Origin of the sequence: Caproiciproducens faecalis (genome assembly GCF_019448085.1) — a bacterium.
Classification (GTDB): Bacteria; Bacillota; Clostridia; order Oscillospirales; family Acutalibacteraceae; genus Caproiciproducens; species Caproiciproducens faecalis.
Genome location: NZ_JAGFNZ010000003.1, coordinates 186962 through 204018, shown reverse-complemented (window position 1 = coordinate 204018; position 17057 = coordinate 186962). Strand labels below are relative to the sequence as shown.

Annotated in this window: 17 protein-coding genes and 1 tRNA gene; 9 read left to right on the top strand and 9 right to left on the bottom strand. The window is 52.8% G+C overall.

The annotated features are described in order from the left end of the window. Nucleotides 1-150 precede the first annotated feature (150 nt). From J5W02_RS09700 to J5W02_RS09690, 3 genes are all read left to right on the top strand, one after another. Entirely contained in the window at nt 151-1551 is a 1401-nt protein-coding gene (locus J5W02_RS09700) for a hemolysin family protein (protein ID WP_219965485.1), read from the top strand. A 192-nt stretch (nt 1552-1743) separates the two neighbouring features. Then, nucleotides 1744-2259 (top strand): QueT transporter family protein, encoded by a 516-nt coding sequence (locus J5W02_RS09695; RefSeq protein WP_219965484.1) that lies wholly within the window; start codon nt 1744-1746, stop codon nt 2257-2259. 19 nt (nt 2260-2278) lie between these two features. Next, nucleotides 2279-3664 (top strand): TrkH family potassium uptake protein, encoded by a 1386-nt coding sequence (locus tag J5W02_RS09690; protein WP_219965483.1) that lies wholly within the window; start codon nt 2279-2281, stop codon nt 3662-3664. A 91-nt stretch (nt 3665-3755) separates the two neighbouring features. Here the strand turns inward: J5W02_RS09690 and J5W02_RS09685 are convergent, their stop codons facing one another. The 5 genes from J5W02_RS09685 to J5W02_RS09665 form a co-directional block, all read right to left on the bottom strand. Beyond that, a complete protein-coding gene (locus J5W02_RS09685; RefSeq protein WP_219965482.1) occupies nt 3756-4421 on the bottom strand; it encodes a potassium channel family protein in 666 nt (221 codons plus the stop codon). A gap of 43 nt (nt 4422-4464) precedes the next feature. Continuing rightward, nucleotides 4465-5088: a potassium channel family protein gene (locus tag J5W02_RS09680; RefSeq protein ID WP_219965481.1), complete on the bottom strand. Its 624-nt coding sequence runs from the start codon at nt 5086-5088 to the stop codon at nt 4465-4467. A 30-nt stretch (nt 5089-5118) separates the two neighbouring features. Continuing rightward, nucleotides 5119-5517, bottom strand: coding sequence for a hypothetical protein (locus J5W02_RS09675; RefSeq protein ID WP_219965480.1), 399 nt, complete (start codon nt 5515-5517; stop codon nt 5119-5121). 32 nt (nt 5518-5549) lie between these two features. Next, nucleotides 5550-5626 (bottom strand) — tRNA-Arg (locus J5W02_RS09670). A 69-nt stretch (nt 5627-5695) separates the two neighbouring features. Beyond that, complete coding sequence (locus tag J5W02_RS09665) at nt 5696-6106, bottom strand: DUF3842 family protein (protein ID WP_219965479.1); 411 nt, start codon at nt 6104-6106, stop codon at nt 5696-5698. Nucleotides 6107-6454: 348 nt separating this feature from the next. Here J5W02_RS09665 and larE point away from each other — a divergent pair, with 348 nt between their 5' ends. From larE to J5W02_RS09645, 4 genes are all read left to right on the top strand, one after another. Then, entirely contained in the window at nt 6455-7201 is a 747-nt protein-coding gene (larE, locus tag J5W02_RS09660) for an ATP-dependent sacrificial sulfur transferase LarE (protein WP_219965478.1), read from the top strand. A gap of 19 nt (nt 7202-7220) precedes the next feature. Then, entirely contained in the window at nt 7221-7979 is a 759-nt protein-coding gene (gene larB, locus J5W02_RS09655) for a nickel pincer cofactor biosynthesis protein LarB (RefSeq protein ID WP_219965477.1), read from the top strand. Further along, nucleotides 7979-9286: a nickel pincer cofactor biosynthesis protein LarC gene (gene larC, locus J5W02_RS09650; protein ID WP_219965476.1), complete on the top strand. Its 1308-nt coding sequence runs from the start codon at nt 7979-7981 to the stop codon at nt 9284-9286. Before larB ends, larC begins: the two co-directional genes overlap by 1 nt. 92 nt (nt 9287-9378) lie before the next feature. Further along, complete coding sequence (locus tag J5W02_RS09645) at nt 9379-9948, top strand: glycerol-3-phosphate responsive antiterminator (protein WP_219965475.1); 570 nt, start codon at nt 9379-9381, stop codon at nt 9946-9948. Between the two features lie 59 nt (nt 9949-10007). Here the strand turns inward: J5W02_RS09645 and J5W02_RS09640 are convergent, their stop codons facing one another. Genes J5W02_RS09640 through J5W02_RS09630 form a run of 3 tightly spaced genes read right to left on the bottom strand, consistent with a single transcriptional unit; the run spans nt 10008 to nt 13068 of the window. Beyond that, the gene (locus tag J5W02_RS09640; protein WP_219965474.1) at nt 10008-10352 is read right to left on the bottom strand and encodes a DUF1667 domain-containing protein; all 345 of its coding nucleotides are present in this window, start codon (nt 10350-10352) and stop codon (nt 10008-10010) included. Further along, a complete protein-coding gene (locus tag J5W02_RS09635; RefSeq protein WP_219965473.1) occupies nt 10349-11620 on the bottom strand; it encodes an NAD(P)/FAD-dependent oxidoreductase in 1272 nt (423 codons plus the stop codon). Before J5W02_RS09635 ends, J5W02_RS09640 begins: the two co-directional genes overlap by 4 nt. Then, nucleotides 11617-13068 carry an NAD(P)/FAD-dependent oxidoreductase gene (locus J5W02_RS09630; protein WP_407928375.1) on the bottom strand — a complete coding sequence of 484 codons (1452 nt, stop codon included), beginning with the start codon at nt 13066-13068 and terminating at the stop codon, nt 11617-11619. The genes J5W02_RS09635 and J5W02_RS09630 overlap by 4 nt, the downstream gene beginning before the upstream one ends. A gap of 157 nt (nt 13069-13225) precedes the next feature. Here J5W02_RS09630 and J5W02_RS09625 point away from each other — a divergent pair, with 157 nt between their 5' ends. After that, complete coding sequence (locus tag J5W02_RS09625; RefSeq protein WP_219965471.1) at nt 13226-13387, top strand: hypothetical protein; 162 nt, start codon at nt 13226-13228, stop codon at nt 13385-13387. Here J5W02_RS09625 and J5W02_RS09620 read toward each other — a convergent pair. Then, complete coding sequence (locus J5W02_RS09620) at nt 13384-15834, bottom strand: DsrE/DsrF/DrsH-like family protein (protein ID WP_219965470.1); 2451 nt, start codon at nt 15832-15834, stop codon at nt 13384-13386. The two genes, J5W02_RS09625 and J5W02_RS09620, sit on opposite strands and share 4 nt — an antisense overlap. 252 nt (nt 15835-16086) lie before the next feature. Between J5W02_RS09620 and J5W02_RS09615 the strand changes: the two genes are divergently transcribed. Continuing rightward, nucleotides 16087-16971: an NAD(P)/FAD-dependent oxidoreductase gene (locus tag J5W02_RS09615; RefSeq protein ID WP_219965469.1), complete on the top strand. Its 885-nt coding sequence runs from the start codon at nt 16087-16089 to the stop codon at nt 16969-16971. The last annotated feature ends 86 nt before the right edge of the window (nt 16972-17057 follow it).

Sequence of the window (17057 nt, the reverse complement as noted above, 5' to 3'; positions counted from 1 at the left end):
AAAGCGGCTTTACCCCGCCACAACCCTGCCACTCGGCTTTGCTCCCGCGCATAGATGCGCAGATACTCCACAAACTGTTTGACATTAGTATGATTCATACTATACAATAATATTATTATGATTTTATTTCCGAAAGGGGAAAACAAATACATGTCTCCCGAACCTGACGGCTCCTTTTTTCATTTACTGAGCGTGCTGCCCGCCGCCGCTGAACAGCGGCCCAATGGATTTTTATCCATTTTGCTGCTGTTTGCCCTGATATTGGTAAACGCCTTCTTTGCCGCAAGCGAAATCGCGGTGATTACCCTGAACGACAACAAGCTGAAAAAAATGGCGGAGGACGGCAATAAAAAAGCCGCCAAGGTACTGAAGCTGACGGAAAACTCCAGCCGGTTTCTTGCAACCATCCAGGTTGGCGTTACGCTGAGCGGATTTCTGACTTCCGCTTCGGCTTCCCAGAGCTTTTCCGGCAAGCTGGCAGAAAGACTTTCTTTCCTGCCCGTGCCCACCGGCGTCATTTACGGAGTATCCACGGTACTAATCACCGTGCTGCTGTCGTATTTTTCACTGGTACTGGGCGAGCTGGTTCCGAAAAAAATCGCCATGCAAAGGGCGGAGGAACTGTCTTTTAAATTTATCGGAATACTGGACGGCACTTCCACCGTTTTCAAGCCGTTTATTTCCTTTCTTTCCTTTTCCACCAACGTGGTTCTGAAAATGCTGGGCTTTGACCCCAACGCTTCAGAAGAAACGGTCACCGAAGAAGAAATTCTGATGATGGTAGACGCCGGCGAGGAAAAAGGCGTCATCGGCGAAACCGCCAAGGATATGATCTCCAATATTTTCGATTTCAGCGACATTACCGCCAGTGAAATCATGACCCACCGCACCGAGGTGGACGCAGTGGAAGACACCGCCACCATCCAGGACGTGGTCAGCCTTTCCATTGCGGACGGACATTCCAGAATCCCGGTTTACCACGAGGATCTGGACAATGTGCTGGGTGTGATTTATGTAAAAGATCTGCTCCAGTATGTCGGCAGCGAGCTGGATGCCAGCATTAAAATTACCGATCTGATGCGCCCCGCGTATTTTGTGCCGGAAGGCAAACGCTGCAGCCAGCTTTTCACAGAGATGGCCGAGCGCAGAACACAGATTGCGATTATTGTTGACGAATACGGCGGGACCGAGGGAATTATTACCATGGAAGACCTGCTCGAATCCATTGTCGGCGACATTCAGGACGAATATGACCACGAGGAAGAGGAAATACATAGGGTGGACGATCACAAATTTACCGTTGACGGCGGCACTTCCATCGATGAGATTTCCGATCTGGTGGGTGTTGATCTTCCGGAGGGGGATTACGATACCATCGCCGGTCTGGTCGTAGAGATGCTCGGAAGGATTCCAAGGCCGGATGAAAACCCGAGCATACAGATTGAAAACCTGATTCTGACTGTTCAGAAGGTGGAGGAACGGCGCATTTCCAAAATACTGATTGAAGTCCTGCCGGAACAGCGCGACAGTGATCCGGACAGCGAAGATTAACCATAAACAGAGAGCCTGATGCCGCGGCATCAGGCTCTTTTTTGCTGCGCCGTATTTACGCCGGATATTTGTGGAAATCAGTTGCTTTTGTCGCAATTTTGTAGTATGGTATTGTAATTACCGGATACAGTATTTCCGGTATGGTCAGTCGCAAAATCCTGACCTTAAATAAAACTACGGAGGAAACTAAATATGAAACAGTCTCAGCGTGCGCAGTATCTTGCGCAGGGCGCCATGATCGGCGCCATTTACATGGTTTTGACCTTGCTTGCGGCTTTGGCAAACCTGGCTTACGGCCCGGTGCAGTTCCGTTTTTCCGAAGCGCTCACCATTCTGCCCATTTTTACCCCGGCAGCGGTTCCGGGGCTTGCGGTCGGCTGTCTGCTTTCCAATATATGGAGCGGCTACGGCGCGGCGGATATGGTGTTTGGCACTTCAGCAACTCTTTTAGCGGCGATTTGCACCAGAATGGTCAGAAACATCCGGATTAATAAAATTCCCATCCTTGCCCCGCTCCCGCCCGTGCTGTTTAACGCGGTAATTATCGGGATTGAAATCGCGGTTTTTTCCGCAGAGGGTTTTTCGTGGATCGGATTTTGGGGCGCGGCGCTTTCCGTCGGTTTAGGGGAACTTGTGATCTGCTACGGTCTGGGACTTCCTTTGGCTGCTGCCTTGCAGAAATTAGGGAAAAAGAGAAAAATATTCTGATTTTGAGGTGTAACTAGCAATGGGGGAAGAACAGTTCTATGTGAAGAAGCGGTTGAAAAACGTACCGCCGGTCAGATTGATTGTGGTGAGCTTTGCCATTGTCATTCTTGTGGGCGCAATTCTGCTCACGCTGCCGATTTCTTCGCGCAGCGGGATGCCGACAGGGTTTATTGACTCGCTGTTTACCGCAACCTCGGCGACCTGTGTCACCGGCCTGGTTGTGTTTGACACATGGACGCATTGGAATTTACTTGGTCAGGTCATTATCATCCTGCTGATTCAGATCGGCGGGCTGGGGGTTATCACATTTACCACCGGATTTTCCATGCTGGTGCGCCGGAAAATCGGACTGCGCGATTTACAGCTTGCTACGGAAAACACGAGCGGTGATACCATTAACATTAAACATCTGATAAAGATCATTTTGATCTTCACTTTTTTCTGTGAAATGACCGGAGCGGTTCTGCTCATGTTCCGCTTTGTTCCGCAGTTTGGGGCAAAGGGAATCTGGATCGCCGCGTTTACGGCAATTTCTGCTTTCTGCAACGCCGGATTCGACATTCTTGGCTTTGTCATGAAGGACGGCAATCTGATTCCTTATGTCAGCGACCCGCTGGTCTGCCTGACGGTCGGGGGGCTGATTGTGATTGGCGGATTGGGCTTTGTGGTCATCAGTGATATTTATAATGCGCAGCTTCTTCCGCGCATCCGCAGACGCAAACCGATTCACTTAAATTTTCACTCCACTCTGGTACTGATGATGACCGGGATCCTGATCGTTTCCGGAACAGTGCTTTTCCTTGTCTGCGAATACGACAACACTCTTTTGGGCATGAATTTCGGAACGCAGCTGAACGCTTCCCTTTTCCAGTCCATCAGCGCGCGTACCGCGGGCTTCTGTACGGTTGACATTGCAAGGGAACACGATTTTACAAAAATCATCACGGTAATCCTCATGTTCATCGGCGCTTCCCCGGCCGGTACCGGCGGCGGTATTAAAACCACTACATTTATTGTCCTGCTGGCTACCGTAGCCAGTGTGATGCGCGGGAATGAAGAAACCACTCTTTTAAAACGCAGAATAGACAAATCTACGGTTTACCGCGCACTGGCCATTCTTTCCGGCGCGGCCACCATGGTTTTCATCACCACCGGAATCATTCTTTCCGCCGACCCGGACGTTACCGGCGTGGATGCCTTGTTTGAAGCCACCTCAGGTTTTGGCACGGTTGGTCTGACCGCCGGCGTTACATCAACTTTGAGCTGGATTTCCAAGCTTGCGGTAACACTGACTATGTTTATCGGCCGTGTCGGCCCCGTTTCCCTTGGGCTTGCGCTGACGATCCACAAAGGGCACCGCTGCGCGGGCACGATTTTGCCGGAAGGGAAAGTCATTGTCGGCTGATATTCCATAAATCGAAAGCCCCCGGCTGTGCCGGGGGCTTTCAAAATTTCAGTACAAAAAATCCCGTCGCCTTGGGCTACGGGATTTTTGTTTATTCTTTTTGAGCGCCGAGAATGCCCATCAATTCCTTTTGAGTCTTATTCTCACAGACAGCCACAATTTCGTCGTTAGCCCGGATCACCGTAAAACCGTTTGGAATCATCATGGAGTCCCCGCGTACGACCGAAATAATCAGCGAGCCCTTCGGAAGGGTAATCTCGCGCAGCTGTACGCCGTCCAGCGCGGTGTTGCGTGGAAGCGTAATCGCGCAGATGCCCGCCTTGCCTTTGTTCAGCGTGGCAAGCAGATGCATCTTTGAGACGTCGACTTCCTGCTCAATCAGGTTGGTAATGATTTCCGTACTGCTTACGGCAATGTCCGCGCCCAGTTTGCGCAGCGCCGCCAGATTCCGGGGGTCGTTTGCTCTGGCAATTACCTTTCCGGCCTTGAATTCTTTTCTGGCAAGCTGTGAAGCAACCAGATTGTCCTGATCGCTGCCCGTAACCGCGATAAAGCAGTCGGCATTTTTGGTGCCCGCATCGTCCAACACTTCTATTTCCGTGCCGTCGCCGCAAATTACTTCCGCATCCAGCTCGTTCGCCAGACGCATGCATTTGAGCTTGTCTTTCTCAATCAGCTTCACGCTGTATTTTCTTTCGAGCATATTTCGGGCAATCTGATGACCCAGTTTGCCGCCGCCCACAATTACAATTCTCATATCTCTTCTACATATCCTCCAAATTTAACAGAACCCCGTTGGTTCAGTCGATGACCTTTGCGAAAATGACCTTGTCGCCTTCGGTGAGAATGATTTTGCGGTCAGCGGAATAAAGCTCCAGCGTACCGTTTTTATGAAGGACTCCAAAAACAGTCTCTCCCACATCTTTGGGTGCTGCTGAAACGGGAATCCCCTCATGTGCCTGATCCACAGCGCGGAAGTGAAAAGTCGCCGTTGCGCTTTCAAAAGACAGATTCTTGGAAGCAAGCGGCTGCGTCAACGCCGTTAAAATAGAATCGCCCGCCAGATTGGTCGGGCAGACGGTTTTTAAGCCGAACCGCTCAAACACGTTTTCGCGGGCCGGGTCGGAAATACGCGCAACCACATTCTGTACCCCGAAAAACTCGCGTACAATCTGTGATACGGTAATATTCAGATTATCGTCGGGAGTTACCACGGCAACCGCATCGCAGCTTTCCACGCCGGCGTTCTGCAGCACCGTCATATCCATTGGCATACCGGTAACCGTAATCCCGCTGAAGCTTTCGCTCAGATTGCGAAACGCGTCCGGATTGGAATCAATTACGGCAACGTCATGGCCGTGCTCATCAAGCAGTCCCGCCAGACGGGTTCCCAATCTGCCGCAACCTACTACAAGAACGTTCACTAAAAACCTCTCCTCTTGCCTGCTTTTACGTCAGCAGAGCATGATAACTAGTCTGTGCTTTCTTTCACCGGAGCTGTTGTCCATAAACTGATTTCTTTTGGCCCGCCCGGAGGGATTCGAAGGTGGTGCATTCTTTACCTTCGTTCCGCGAGTCCCTTCGTTTCCTTCGTGGTCAGGGTTTCCGGTGCTACTCGCATCCTGCACTGGGGGGTTCTCACCCTCCGTTCGGGAGCCTGTGCTTTTTTCACCGGAGCTGTTGTCCATAAACTGATTTCTTTTGGCCCGCCCGGAGGGATTCGAAGGTGGTGCATTCTTTACCCGCGTTCCGCGAGTCCCTTCGTTTCCTTCGTGGTCAGGATTTCCGGTGCTGCTCCCATTCTGCACCGGGGGGTTCTCACCCTCCGTTCGGGAGCTTGTGCCTTCTTTCACCGGAGCTGTTCTCCATAAACTGATTTCTAATTTGGCCCGCCCGGAGGGATTCGAACCCCCGGCCTTCAGAATCGGAATCTGCTGCGATATCCAGCTTCGCTACGGGCGGATATATAGCCAAAGGTTATTATAGCATAATTCGTACGGAAGTCAATGGAAACAGTCAGAAAATGCGGGGTTACGCCCCGCAGATTTTCCGAATTGCCGCCACCGCGATTTCAATATATCTGGACATGGGTTTCTCTTCCACTCCCGCGACATATACCCCGCAGGCCGACACCGGCACCAGCACCTTTTCTGCCCTGCTGCCGGAAACCGCCTGCGCCATGGCGGGGGAAATTTCCCCCAGCATGGCATTGACAAGGATAATCCCCATCGGCCCGGCGATAATATCCGCATGGGCGCAGTTGTAGATAACCGCATTTTCTCCGGTGGCGCCCGCGTCCGCGCCCGCCCTCAGCATGGACGAAGTGGCAAGGGCATTGGTTCCCACCGCAATGAGTTCGGCACCCGGAAGTTCTTCTTTCAGCTTTTCCACGATGCTTCGGCCAATCCCGCCGCCCTGACCGTCAATTACGACTATTTTCATTTTAAACCCTCCGCCTGTCTATTCTAAAATCGAACCGATATACATTCCTGTAACGGAAATAATAACACAAGTGTTCCCTTCCGTCAATCAATCAATGCGGCCGGATATCTTTCCCAAAGAGCCGTACGGAAAAACAGGACTGACTCCATCTTTTGACAGGCACGCGCAGGCATTGACAAAAACCCATTAATATTGTAAGATACATATTAATATTGATATGCAGAAGCATGTCGCATAAAATCAAAAAAACAGATTTCCATAAATTATTCAGCGCCCGGCTGCAGCTGTGCGCTTTGCCAGAAGGCTCACAGCATTGTGAGCCTTTATCTTTTGTTAGGAGTTATTTTGATGGATTTAAAAACGTTTTTTGAGCAAAATCCGCGCGCGGCGCTCGCCTTTTCGGGAGGAGTGGATTCCTCTTACCTGCTGTACGCGGCAAAGCAGTATGGATGTGACGTCCATGCATATTTTATCAAGTCTGCGTTCCAGCCTCAGTTTGAACTGGACGACGCGCGCAGGCTGGCGGAGCAGCTGCATGTTCCCTTTACCGTGGCGGAATTTAACGCACTGGAGAACCCGCAGGTGGTTGCAAACGACGAACTGCGCTGCTATTACTGCAAAACCACGCTGTTCACACAGCTGAGAAAGCTGGCCGCCAAAGACGGCTGCACTCTTCTGATGGACGGCACCAACGCTTCCGACAGCTTTGAAGGGCGGCCGGGAATGCGCGCGCTGCAGGAACTGGACGTGCGTTCTCCCCTGCGCGAATGCGGCCTGACAAAGGCGGATATCCGTGAGCTTTCCCGGAAAGCGGGGCTGTTCACTTCCGAAAAGCCCTCTTACGCCTGCCTTGCCACCAGAGTTCCCACCGGCACCGCCATTACGGAGGACATGCTGCAAAAGGTGGAACAGGGCGAAAACAGGATGTTTGCCATGGGCTTTACGGATTTCAGAATCCGGCTTTTCCACGGCGCGGCGAAAATCCAGCTTCCGGAAAATCAATTTTCAATGGCAATCGAAAAGAAGAATGAACTGAATCAGGCTCTTGCCCCTTATTTTGACGGGGTACTGCTCGATCTGACACCCAGAGTATAAAGAGAGAGGTTTACACAATATGGAACAGCAAAAGGCACTGGAGCTGCTGCAAAAAGTCAAGGACGGGGAGCTTTCCCCGGAAGAAGCCGTCCTGAAGCTGAAAATGAGTCCCTTCGAGGATTTGGGATACGCAAAAATCGACCTGCACCGGGAACTTCGCCAGGGGATTCCGGAAGTGATTTTCGGCAGCGGCAAAACACCGGAGCAGATTATCGGCATCGCTTCCGCTATGCAGGCGCGCGGCGGGGAAAATATCCTGATTACCCGCCTTTGTACCGAATCCGCAAAAATTGTGGGAGAACAAATTCCTCTTACCTACGACCCTATGTCCAAAATCGGCATTGTGGGGCGAAAAAGCGAGATCACGGCGTCCGGCACCATTGCGGTGGCAACCGGCGGTACCAGTGACATGCCCGTAGCAGAGGAGGCGGCCCTGACGGCGGAGGTTCTGGGCAACAAGGTCGTCCGTCTTTACGACGTGGGCGTGGCGGGTCTGCACCGTCTGCTGTCTAAGCTGGACGTCCTGATGGATGCGCAGGTCGTCATCGCCGTCGCGGGGATGGAAGGGGCGCTCGCCAGCGTGGTCGGCGGTCTGGTGGACTGCCCGGTCATCGCCGTACCGACCAGTATCGGCTACGGTTCCAACTTCAACGGCCTTTCCGCATTGCTTTCCATGCTGAACTCCTGCGCCAGCGGCGTCAGCGTGGTCAATATTGACAACGGTTTCGGCGCGGGTTACCTCGCCAGCATGATTAACCATATAGGGGGAAACCGCTGATGAAAAAACTGTACCTCGAATGCAATATGGGCGCCGCCGGCGATATGCTGATGGCTGCCCTTCTGGAGCTGTATCCGGATAAGGAAGGCTTCTTAAAACAGATGAATTCGCTCGGTCTTGACGGTGTTACGGTTCGTTGTGTTCCCGCGCAGAAATGCGGGATCAACGGAAGTCACATCGACGTCATCGTGCACGGCGAAGAAGAAACCGCAAAAGACGTGAGTGCCGACGAGCTGCACAGCCACGGTGATGACCACCACCATGAGCACGAGCACACCCATGACCACGACCATTCTCATAGCCATGAGCATAATCATGAAGACGGCCACGCAGAGCCGCACACCCACAGTCACAGCCATATCAGCTATGAAGCACTGAAAGAAAAGATTGCGCAGATGCCCGTTCCGGAGCAGGTAAAAAAAGACGCTTTGGCGGTCTATGCGCTGATTGGGGAAGCGGAGTCCTCCGTGCACGGCGTTCCCGTGGAACAGATTCATTTCCATGAAGTCGGTTCTCTGGACGCTGTTGTGGATGTCGTGGGCTGCTGTTTGCTTTTCCACCTGCTGGGGCCGGATTCCATTACGGCGTCGCCGGTTCATGTGGGCAGCGGATTTGTACGCTGCGCACACGGGATTCTTCCCGTACCCGCACCGGCTACGGCGGCCATTTTAAAGGGGGTTCCCATTTACAGCGGAGAAATCCGCGGGGAACTCTGCACCCCGACGGGCGCCGCGCTTTTGAAGCATTTCGTCTCTAAATTCGGCCCGATGGCACCGATGACAGTGAATAAAATCGGCTGCGGCATGGGTGTTAAGGACTTTCCGGCGGCCAACTGCGTGCGTGCTTTCTGGGCGCAAAGTGAGGACAGCTGCGACGAGATTGCGGAACTGAGCTGCAATCTGGACGATATGACCCCGGAAGCAATCGGCTGCGCGACGGAGCTGCTTCTTTCCGCGGGCGCGCTGGATGTTTTTTCCACACCGATTTATATGAAGAAAAGCCGTCCTTCCACCATGCTGACCTGCCTGTGCAGGCCGGACGATAAGGAAAAACTGGTGCGCCTGATGCTTTTGCACACCACCACGCTCGGTGTACGGGAGGTCCGGTGCGCGCGCACGATTCTGACCTCTTCCTTCCGAACGGTGGAAACGGTTTACGGTCCCATCCGCATGAAAGTGAGCAGCGGCTCGGGAATCACCAAGTACAAGCCGGAGTACGCCGATGTGCAGGCCGCCGCCCAAAAACACGGCGTCCCCTACGATTCCGTCTACAAGCAGGCGGTGACGGAAACGGAAAAAACAAAATAAATTCAAATTGATAAAAACGTCTTTGCTTTCATGCAATAATGCGGTATACTGTAGTCATAATATACCAATTTTCCCTGTATTTGGAGGTTGCTATGAAAGAGGACATTTTAAACCTGCTCAGCGACAATCCGATCATCGCGGCGATTAACAGCGACGAAGGGCTGGAAAACGTTCTGCACTCCAGATGTAAAATTGTATTTATTTTGTACGGAAGCCTGTGCAGCATCGCAAATATTGTGCACCGGGTCAAGCGGGAGGGTAAATACGCTTTTGTCCATGTTGACTTGATTGAAGGAACGTCCACTAAAGACGTGGTGATTGACTTTATCAAGGAAACGACGGGCGCGGACGGCATTATCAGCACCAGAGCCTCCCTGATTAAGGCGGCGAACAGCAGGGGGCTGTACACCATTCACCGCTTCTTTCTGATTGATTCCATGTCGTATCACAACGTTTCCAAACAGGTGAGCCTGTGCAGCCCGGACTGCATTGAGATCATGCCGGGGTGCATTCCGAAGGTGCTCCGTTCTATTCAGAAAATTGTCAATGTGCCGATTATTGCCGGGGGGCTGGTGTCCGACAAGGAAGACGTGGTAGCCGCCCTTGGGGCCGGCGCGGACGCAATCTCCTCTACCAGCACAAAGATCTGGGATCAAATATAAATTTGCGTAAAAGAATGCCCTGAACCGGCTCAATGAGCTGTTTCAGGGCATTTTTGCAGTTACATATCTTTGGTAGCGATAAAATCAATACCGGTTTCCAGAATATTGCGATACACCACGTCGCCGCGTTTTACGGGGGCGTTGACCGTAACGGTGTCCAGCAGCTTCATCGCGTCAAAAATCATTGCTTTGGGAATGGGCTCGCTGGTTTTTACCGGCAGACGGCGGTGAGCCCCGCCGATGATCTTCACGGTGGAGGGAACCACCCTTGTGGGATTGGTCAGTTCTTTTTTGCCGTAAGCCTCGCCCCTTTTGCAGCCGTTACCGGTCACCGCGTAATCATTCTGCTCGTCCACCTTCAAGTGGCACCCCTTGGGACATACAATGCAAATCAGTTCCGTCATGCTGTTTCCTCCTTCCCGACCGAAACGGTCAGCGTACCCGCAATATTTTCCAGCAGCGCCTTGGGAACCGTGATCTTCTCCATTTCTCCCGGCGCCATATGCTCTCTTTTAAACCTGACGATTTCGTGATCGCCGTCGGTTACTTTAATCACAACATTTTTATAAACATTGTTGACGCGGAAGAAAATTTCCGCCGCCTTTTCCACATTTTCCGTGCGGATTTTCTGCGGAACCGTATAATTGACACAGCTGCCGTTCTGTACTTCCAGCAAACTTTCGGATTTCTGTTCCCCGCCCGCAATATATTTTCCGGCGGCGCGTCCGGCCCGCTGGCTTTCCGCCGTTACGAAGTCCACCAGATCGTGCACATGCACCACGTTGCCGCAGGCGAAAATCCCCTGTATGGAGGTTTCCATGTTTTCAAACACGACCGGGCCGCTGGTGCGTCTGTCCATTGCCAGTCCCGCGGACTTGGAAAGCTCGTTTTCCGGAATCAGTCCGACGGAAAGCAGAACCGTGTCACAGTCAAAGGTCATTTCCGTTCCCGGAATCGGCTTTCTGTTTTCGTCCACCTTGGACACCACAACCTTTTCCACCCTGCCGTCTCCCTGAATATCCGTAATGGTATGGGCAAGGTAAAGCGGAATATCATAATCCTTCAGGCACTGCACAATGTTGCGGTTCAGTCCGTTGGAGTACGGCATCAGCTCCACGCAGGCAAGCACCTTTGCGCCCTCCAGCGTCATGCGGCGCGCCATAATCAGCCCGATGTCGCCGGAGCCGAGGATGATGACCCTTTTGCCGACCATGTAGCCTTCCATATTGACGTAGCGCTGCGCGGTACCCGCGGTAAAAATGCCCGCGGGACGGTCGCCCGGAATCGCGATGGCACCGCGCGTTCTTTCGCGGCAGCCCATTGCCAGTACAATTGCCTTGGCCTGAATCACCATGTAGCCGTCTTTGCTGTTCATGCAGTGAATCTGTTTGCCGCGCGTAATTTCCAGCACCATGGTGTCCAGCTTCACCTGCACATTGGTGTCGCGCAGCATATCGACGAACCGCTGGGCGTATTCGGGGCCGGTCAGCTCTTCTTTAAAGTAATGGAGACCGAATCCGTTGTGAATACACTGGTTGAGGATGCCGCCCAGCTCCTTGTCACGCTCCAGAATCAGCACACTTTGAGCGCCGTTGCTGTAACCCTCCAGAGCGGCCGCAAGCCCTGCCGGGCCGCCGCCGACGACGACTAAATCATAAGTTTCCGTTATCATTGCTGTACTCCTCCCTTTTTCGTCTCTCCGGTCAGAATGTAAGTGCCTTCCTTGTTCAGAAGCACTTCTTCCAGCGGAATTCCTAACTCCCTGGCGAGAATTTCTTGTACACGCGGGCCGCAGAAGCCGCCCTGGCAGCGCCCCATACCGGCGTTGCACCTCTTTTTGATCGCGTCCACGGTGCGCGGAGTAATCGGGCTGTGAATCGCGTCAACGATCTCACCCTCCGTAATGGTTTCGCAGCGGCAGATCACTCTGCCGTAAAGCGGATTTTTCTCGATCAGAGCCGCTTTTTCCTCCGGGGACAGGGATTTGAAGTTGACTTTCTGTCTTTCCTCTATAAAATGTTCTTTTTTCTTCAGATACACGCCCGTTTTTTCCAAAAGCTTGATGCAGTCAAGCGCAATGGCCGGGGCGCTGGTCAGGCCGGGCGACTTGATGCCGGCCAGATTGATAAAGCCCTTTGCGGAAGTCGATTCCTCAATAATGAAGTCCGACCGCTCGCTCTGTGCGCGAACCCCCGCGAAATTGCGGATGGAGTCGCGGAAATTGATGCCCGGAACGGACTTCACCGCTGTTTCACGGACAAAGTCAAGTCCCTGCTGGGTGGTGGAAACATCGTCGTCGCTGTCAATTTCCACCGCGTCCGGCCCGACAATCAGGTTTCCGTGTACGGTCGGGGATACCAGAACGCCTTTTCCCACCTTGCTGGGGCACTGGAAGATGACTTTGCTGACCAGGCTGCCCTGGCTTTTATCCAACAGATAATACTGCCCCTTGCTCGGGATGATTTTAAACTCCGGAACGTCCGCCACCAGATTGTGGACATCGTCGGAATGAAGGCCTGCCGCGTTGACCACGCGGGCCGCTTCGTACACTTTGTCGCCGCAGTGCAGGCGGTACGACGTACCGGTGCGCTCAATGCGGTCCACCTTGCTGTTGAGGAAGAAGTCCACCCCGTTGCGCTTGGCGGTATCCGCCATGGCAATGCACAGCTCCCACGGGCTGACGATCGCGCCGGACGGTGCGTACAGGGCGCCCATGACCTCCGTGCTTAAATTCGGTTCCATATCAAGGGTTTCCCTTGCGTTCAGAATCCGGACGCCGGGCACGCCGTTTATAACGCCCTGCCTGTAAAGCCGGTAAATCATATGCAGGTCGTCCTCATTAAATGCCAGAACCAATGACCCGCATTTCTGATAGTGAACATTCAGTTTTTTCGCAATATCTTCAATCATGGCGTTGCCCAGAACATTAAGCCTTGCCATCGCTGTGCCGGGCTCCGGATCATACCCCGCGTGGACAATGGCGCTGTTCGCCTTGGTTGTGCCGTCGGCAATGTCGTTTTCCTTTTCCAAAACGGCAATCTTCAGGTCGTAGCGGGAAAGCTCGTAAGCAGTTGCCGCCCCGATGACGCCGCAGCCGATAATTGCTACATCATACATAATAGACATCCTTTCTGAATGCTGATTTTGTCTTAAAAGCAATAAAAAAAGAGCAACGCAAATTTAACCAGTTACGGTTAAATTCAGCATTACTCAAAAATCTCCATGCTTTTGTATTCAATTTCTGTGTATATTTTACACCGGCTATTCCGATTTGTCAATGGATATAGAACCCATCCGCCTGCCACTTTTTGTAAAGCAAAATCTGACAATTTGTATAAAAAGCGCTTTGGAGCAGGTGATAATCACCCACCCCAAAGCGCATTCCCTGTGCAATATGACCGAAGGCCGGGAATCCTTCCAAAACCCGAATGGTTCCTAAATAAACAGGTTGGTGTCAGACTGCTCTGCGGAACCGAGGAAAGTAGCCACACCGGCGATTTCCACCCCGTCGATCAGTTCCTCCGGTCTAATCCCCATAATATCCATGGACATCTGGCAGGCAACAATCTTTACCCCGCTGTCCATAGCGGAGCGGAGAAGTTCCTCCAGCGAAGTGACATTTTTGCTTTTCATGACCCCGCGGATCATTTTGGAGCCCATCCCCATCATATTCATTTTAGACAGCCCCAGCTTTTTGCTTCCGCGCGGCATCATGATGCCGAACATGTTCTCTATAAAGTTCTTTTTCACAGAAACCTTTTCGCTTTTTCGCAAAATGTTCAATCCCCAGAAGGTAAAGAACATCGTAACCTTTCTGCCCATGGAAGCCGCGCCGTTGGCAATAATGAGCGCCGCAAGCGCTTTGTCCAGATCGCCGCTGAACACCACCATGCTTTTGTCGTTCCCGCTCGGCGCCGCAACCGCGGGCGCCTGCGCGCCTTTTTGAATCCGTACCGTATAAGTTGCACCGTCGCGCTGTACGCCGAGCAGCAGGTTCCCCGTTCTTTCGCACCAGACGCTGATGTCTGAGGCAAACGCCGGGTCCGTGGCCCGGATCACAAGGCAGTCGCCGTCTTTGATGCTTTTGATCCCTTCAGAGGCTTTCATGATCGGGCCAGGGCACTGCAGACCGCAGGCGTCCACCTCAATCATTTTTGCCTCTTGACAGCAGGCGGATTTTACAGCTTCTGCGCCGTTACTGTTTTTTTTTACGCCGACACAGTCGGCGCCCGTCGGACTCTCTTGATCGCCCTTAGCGGTAATATAGGTCTTGTATCCGCCGCTGAGGTTGTAGACGTCGTAGCCGTTCTGCACCAGAATCCTTGCGGCAAGGTATCCGCGCAGGCCCACCTGACAGAACGCGTACACCGGTTTGTTCTTTGGCAGTTCACTCATCCGCTCGCGCAGACTGTCCAGCGGAATTCCCGCCGCGCCGTCCAATGTACCCATTTTCATTTCATCGGGTGTTCTTACGTCCAGCAGAGTAACTTTTTCGCGGTCAAGGGAATCCACCTCGTCAAAGTGGAATACTTTTACGTCGCCGCGCAGGATATTGGCCGCCGTAAAGCCCAGCATGTTGACCGGATCCTTTGCCGAAGAATACGGAGGGGCATAACAAAGCTCCAGCTTTTCAAGGTCGTAAACCGTTCCGCCAAGCCGAAGCGCGGTGGCAAGCACGTCAATGCGTTTCTCCACGCCGTCAAAGCCGACCGCCTGCGCGCCCAGGATTTTTCCGTCCGGCGCAAACAGCAGTTTCATGCTGAGCTGCGAGGAGCCGGGGTAGTACCCCGCGTGGCTGGAAGGATGGACATAAGTTTTCTGATACGGAACTTTCTGTGCCTTCAGCTGCTTTTCATTCAGCCCGGTGGAGGCGGCGGTCATGTCAAAAACCTTTAATACCGCGCTGCCCTGTACGCCGCTGTCCTTTGTGATTCTCTGCCCCAGCACATTGTCTCCGGCGAGTCGTCCCTGTTTGTTGGCGGGCCCGGCAAGGGGAATCAGCGTTTTGTCCCCGGTAACGATCTGACGCACGGAAATTGCGTCGCCGACCGCGAAAATATCCGGATCGGAGGTTGCAAAGGTATCGTCAACTTGAATACTGCCGCCGACCCCCAGTTCCAGCCCGGCTTCTTTGGCAAGGCGGCTGTCTGGTGCGACGCCGATGCTCAGAATCACCACATCTGCCGGAATTTCCCGGTCGCCGGTCAGCTTCACTTTCAGTCCGTCGCCCTTTTCAAAGCCCTGCACTCCCGTACCGAACAGTAATTTAATTCCGTTTTCTCTCATGTGGCGGTGAAGAATCGCCGCCATTTCCGGGTCAAGGGAGGCAATCGCCTGATCCAGAAATTCAACAATGGTAACGTCAAGGCCGCGCTCCTTCAGATTTTCGGCCATTTCCACCCCGATAAAGCCCGCGCCGACCACCACCGCCGTTTTTGCGTTCTTTTCCTTTATATAGGCGTCAATCTGATAGGTGTCCGGCACCGTGCGAAGCGTAAAAATTCCCTCGCTGTCTATGCCGGGAAGATTCGGGCGCTTCGGTACCGCGCCGGGAGACAGAATCAGTTTGTCGTAGCTTTCTTCATAAACGGTGCCGTCCGCGTGATTCTGTACGGTCACGGTCTTTTTTTCGCGGTCTATTTTTACGACCTCGCTCTTTGTGCGCACATCAATGCGGAATCTGCTGCGCAGCAGCTCCGGCTGTGTGACAATCAGCTTTTCCTTTTCCTTGATGATTCCCCCAATATAGTAGGGAAGACCGCAGTTTGCGTAAGAAATGTACTCGCCTTTTTCGAACAGAATAATCTGGGCGTCTTCGCTCTGCCTGCGCAGCCTGGTGGCCGCGCCCGCTCCGCCCGCTACACCACCGACAATCAGTACCTTCATTGTATTTCCACCTCTCCTTAATAGATCAGTCAATGTCAGCCGATTCCCGAAAAGCATTTGCTTCTTTTCTGAAGACGGCTCTTTTACTTTTAATCAAATATTTGTGTAAATTTTTACACTTTTATGTTATCATAAATGAAGATAGGATTCCGTGACTAAATCACATAACACAAGAGGGTTGGATGTGACCATGTCACAGAATAAACGATTTTTTTTGCATATAATAAAACAATCAAAAGAGAAGGTGAAACGATGGCTGATATCATCATCTTGGGAAACGGTCCCGCCGGAATTTCCTCGGCTGCCTATACGGCACGGGCCGGGCTGGACACGATTGTAATAGGACGCGACAGCGGGGCTTTGTCCAAGGCGGGGGAAATCGAAAATTATTACGGCTTTCCCGCCCCTATTTCCGGCGAGCAGCTGGTGCAAAACGGAATTGACCAGGCCGCGAGGCTTGGGGTTTCCGTTATCAGCGACGAGGTTTTAGGCGTCAGCTATGACGGAGAGTTTACCGTTCAGTCCAAACAGGGTACCTACCAGGCTCCCTGCGTCATTCTTGCGACGGGCGCTTCCAGAAAAGTGCCGCGGATTGAAGGGCTCAGCAAATTCGAGGGGAAAGGCGTCAGCTACTGTGCTGTCTGCGACGCGTTTTTCTACCGCGGAAAAGCCGTGGCCGTGCTCGGGGACGGGGACTATGCCCTTCATGAGGCAAGCGAGCTTCTGCCCGTGGTCGGTTCCGTCACGGTGCTGACCAACGGCCGTACACCTTCCGCTCAATTTCCCGAACAGATTTCCGTCATTACAAAGGAAATTGAGGCGCTGCGGGGGGACAGCGTTTTGGAGTCCATCGCTTTCCGTGACGGCTCCACTCAGCCGCTGAGCGGATTGTTTATTGCACTGGGCGTGGCTTCCAGCGCGGATTTTGCCCGTACCATGGGCGCTGAAACCGAAGGCAGCCGAATCGTTGTCAACGACAGCATGCAGACGAGCATTCCCGGATTGTACGCAGCGGGCGACTGCACCGGCGGCATGTACCAGATTTCCAAAGCGGTTTACGACGGCGCAAGGGCGGCAACCAGCGCGATTCAATATCTGCGCGGCCGCAAAAAAACAGGCGATTCTGTCAAAACGTGATTTAGTCACGGAAGAAATTCATTATTTGGCATATAATAAGGTCACAAACAGAAAATCTAATTTGAACATGGATAAAGGAGAATGAA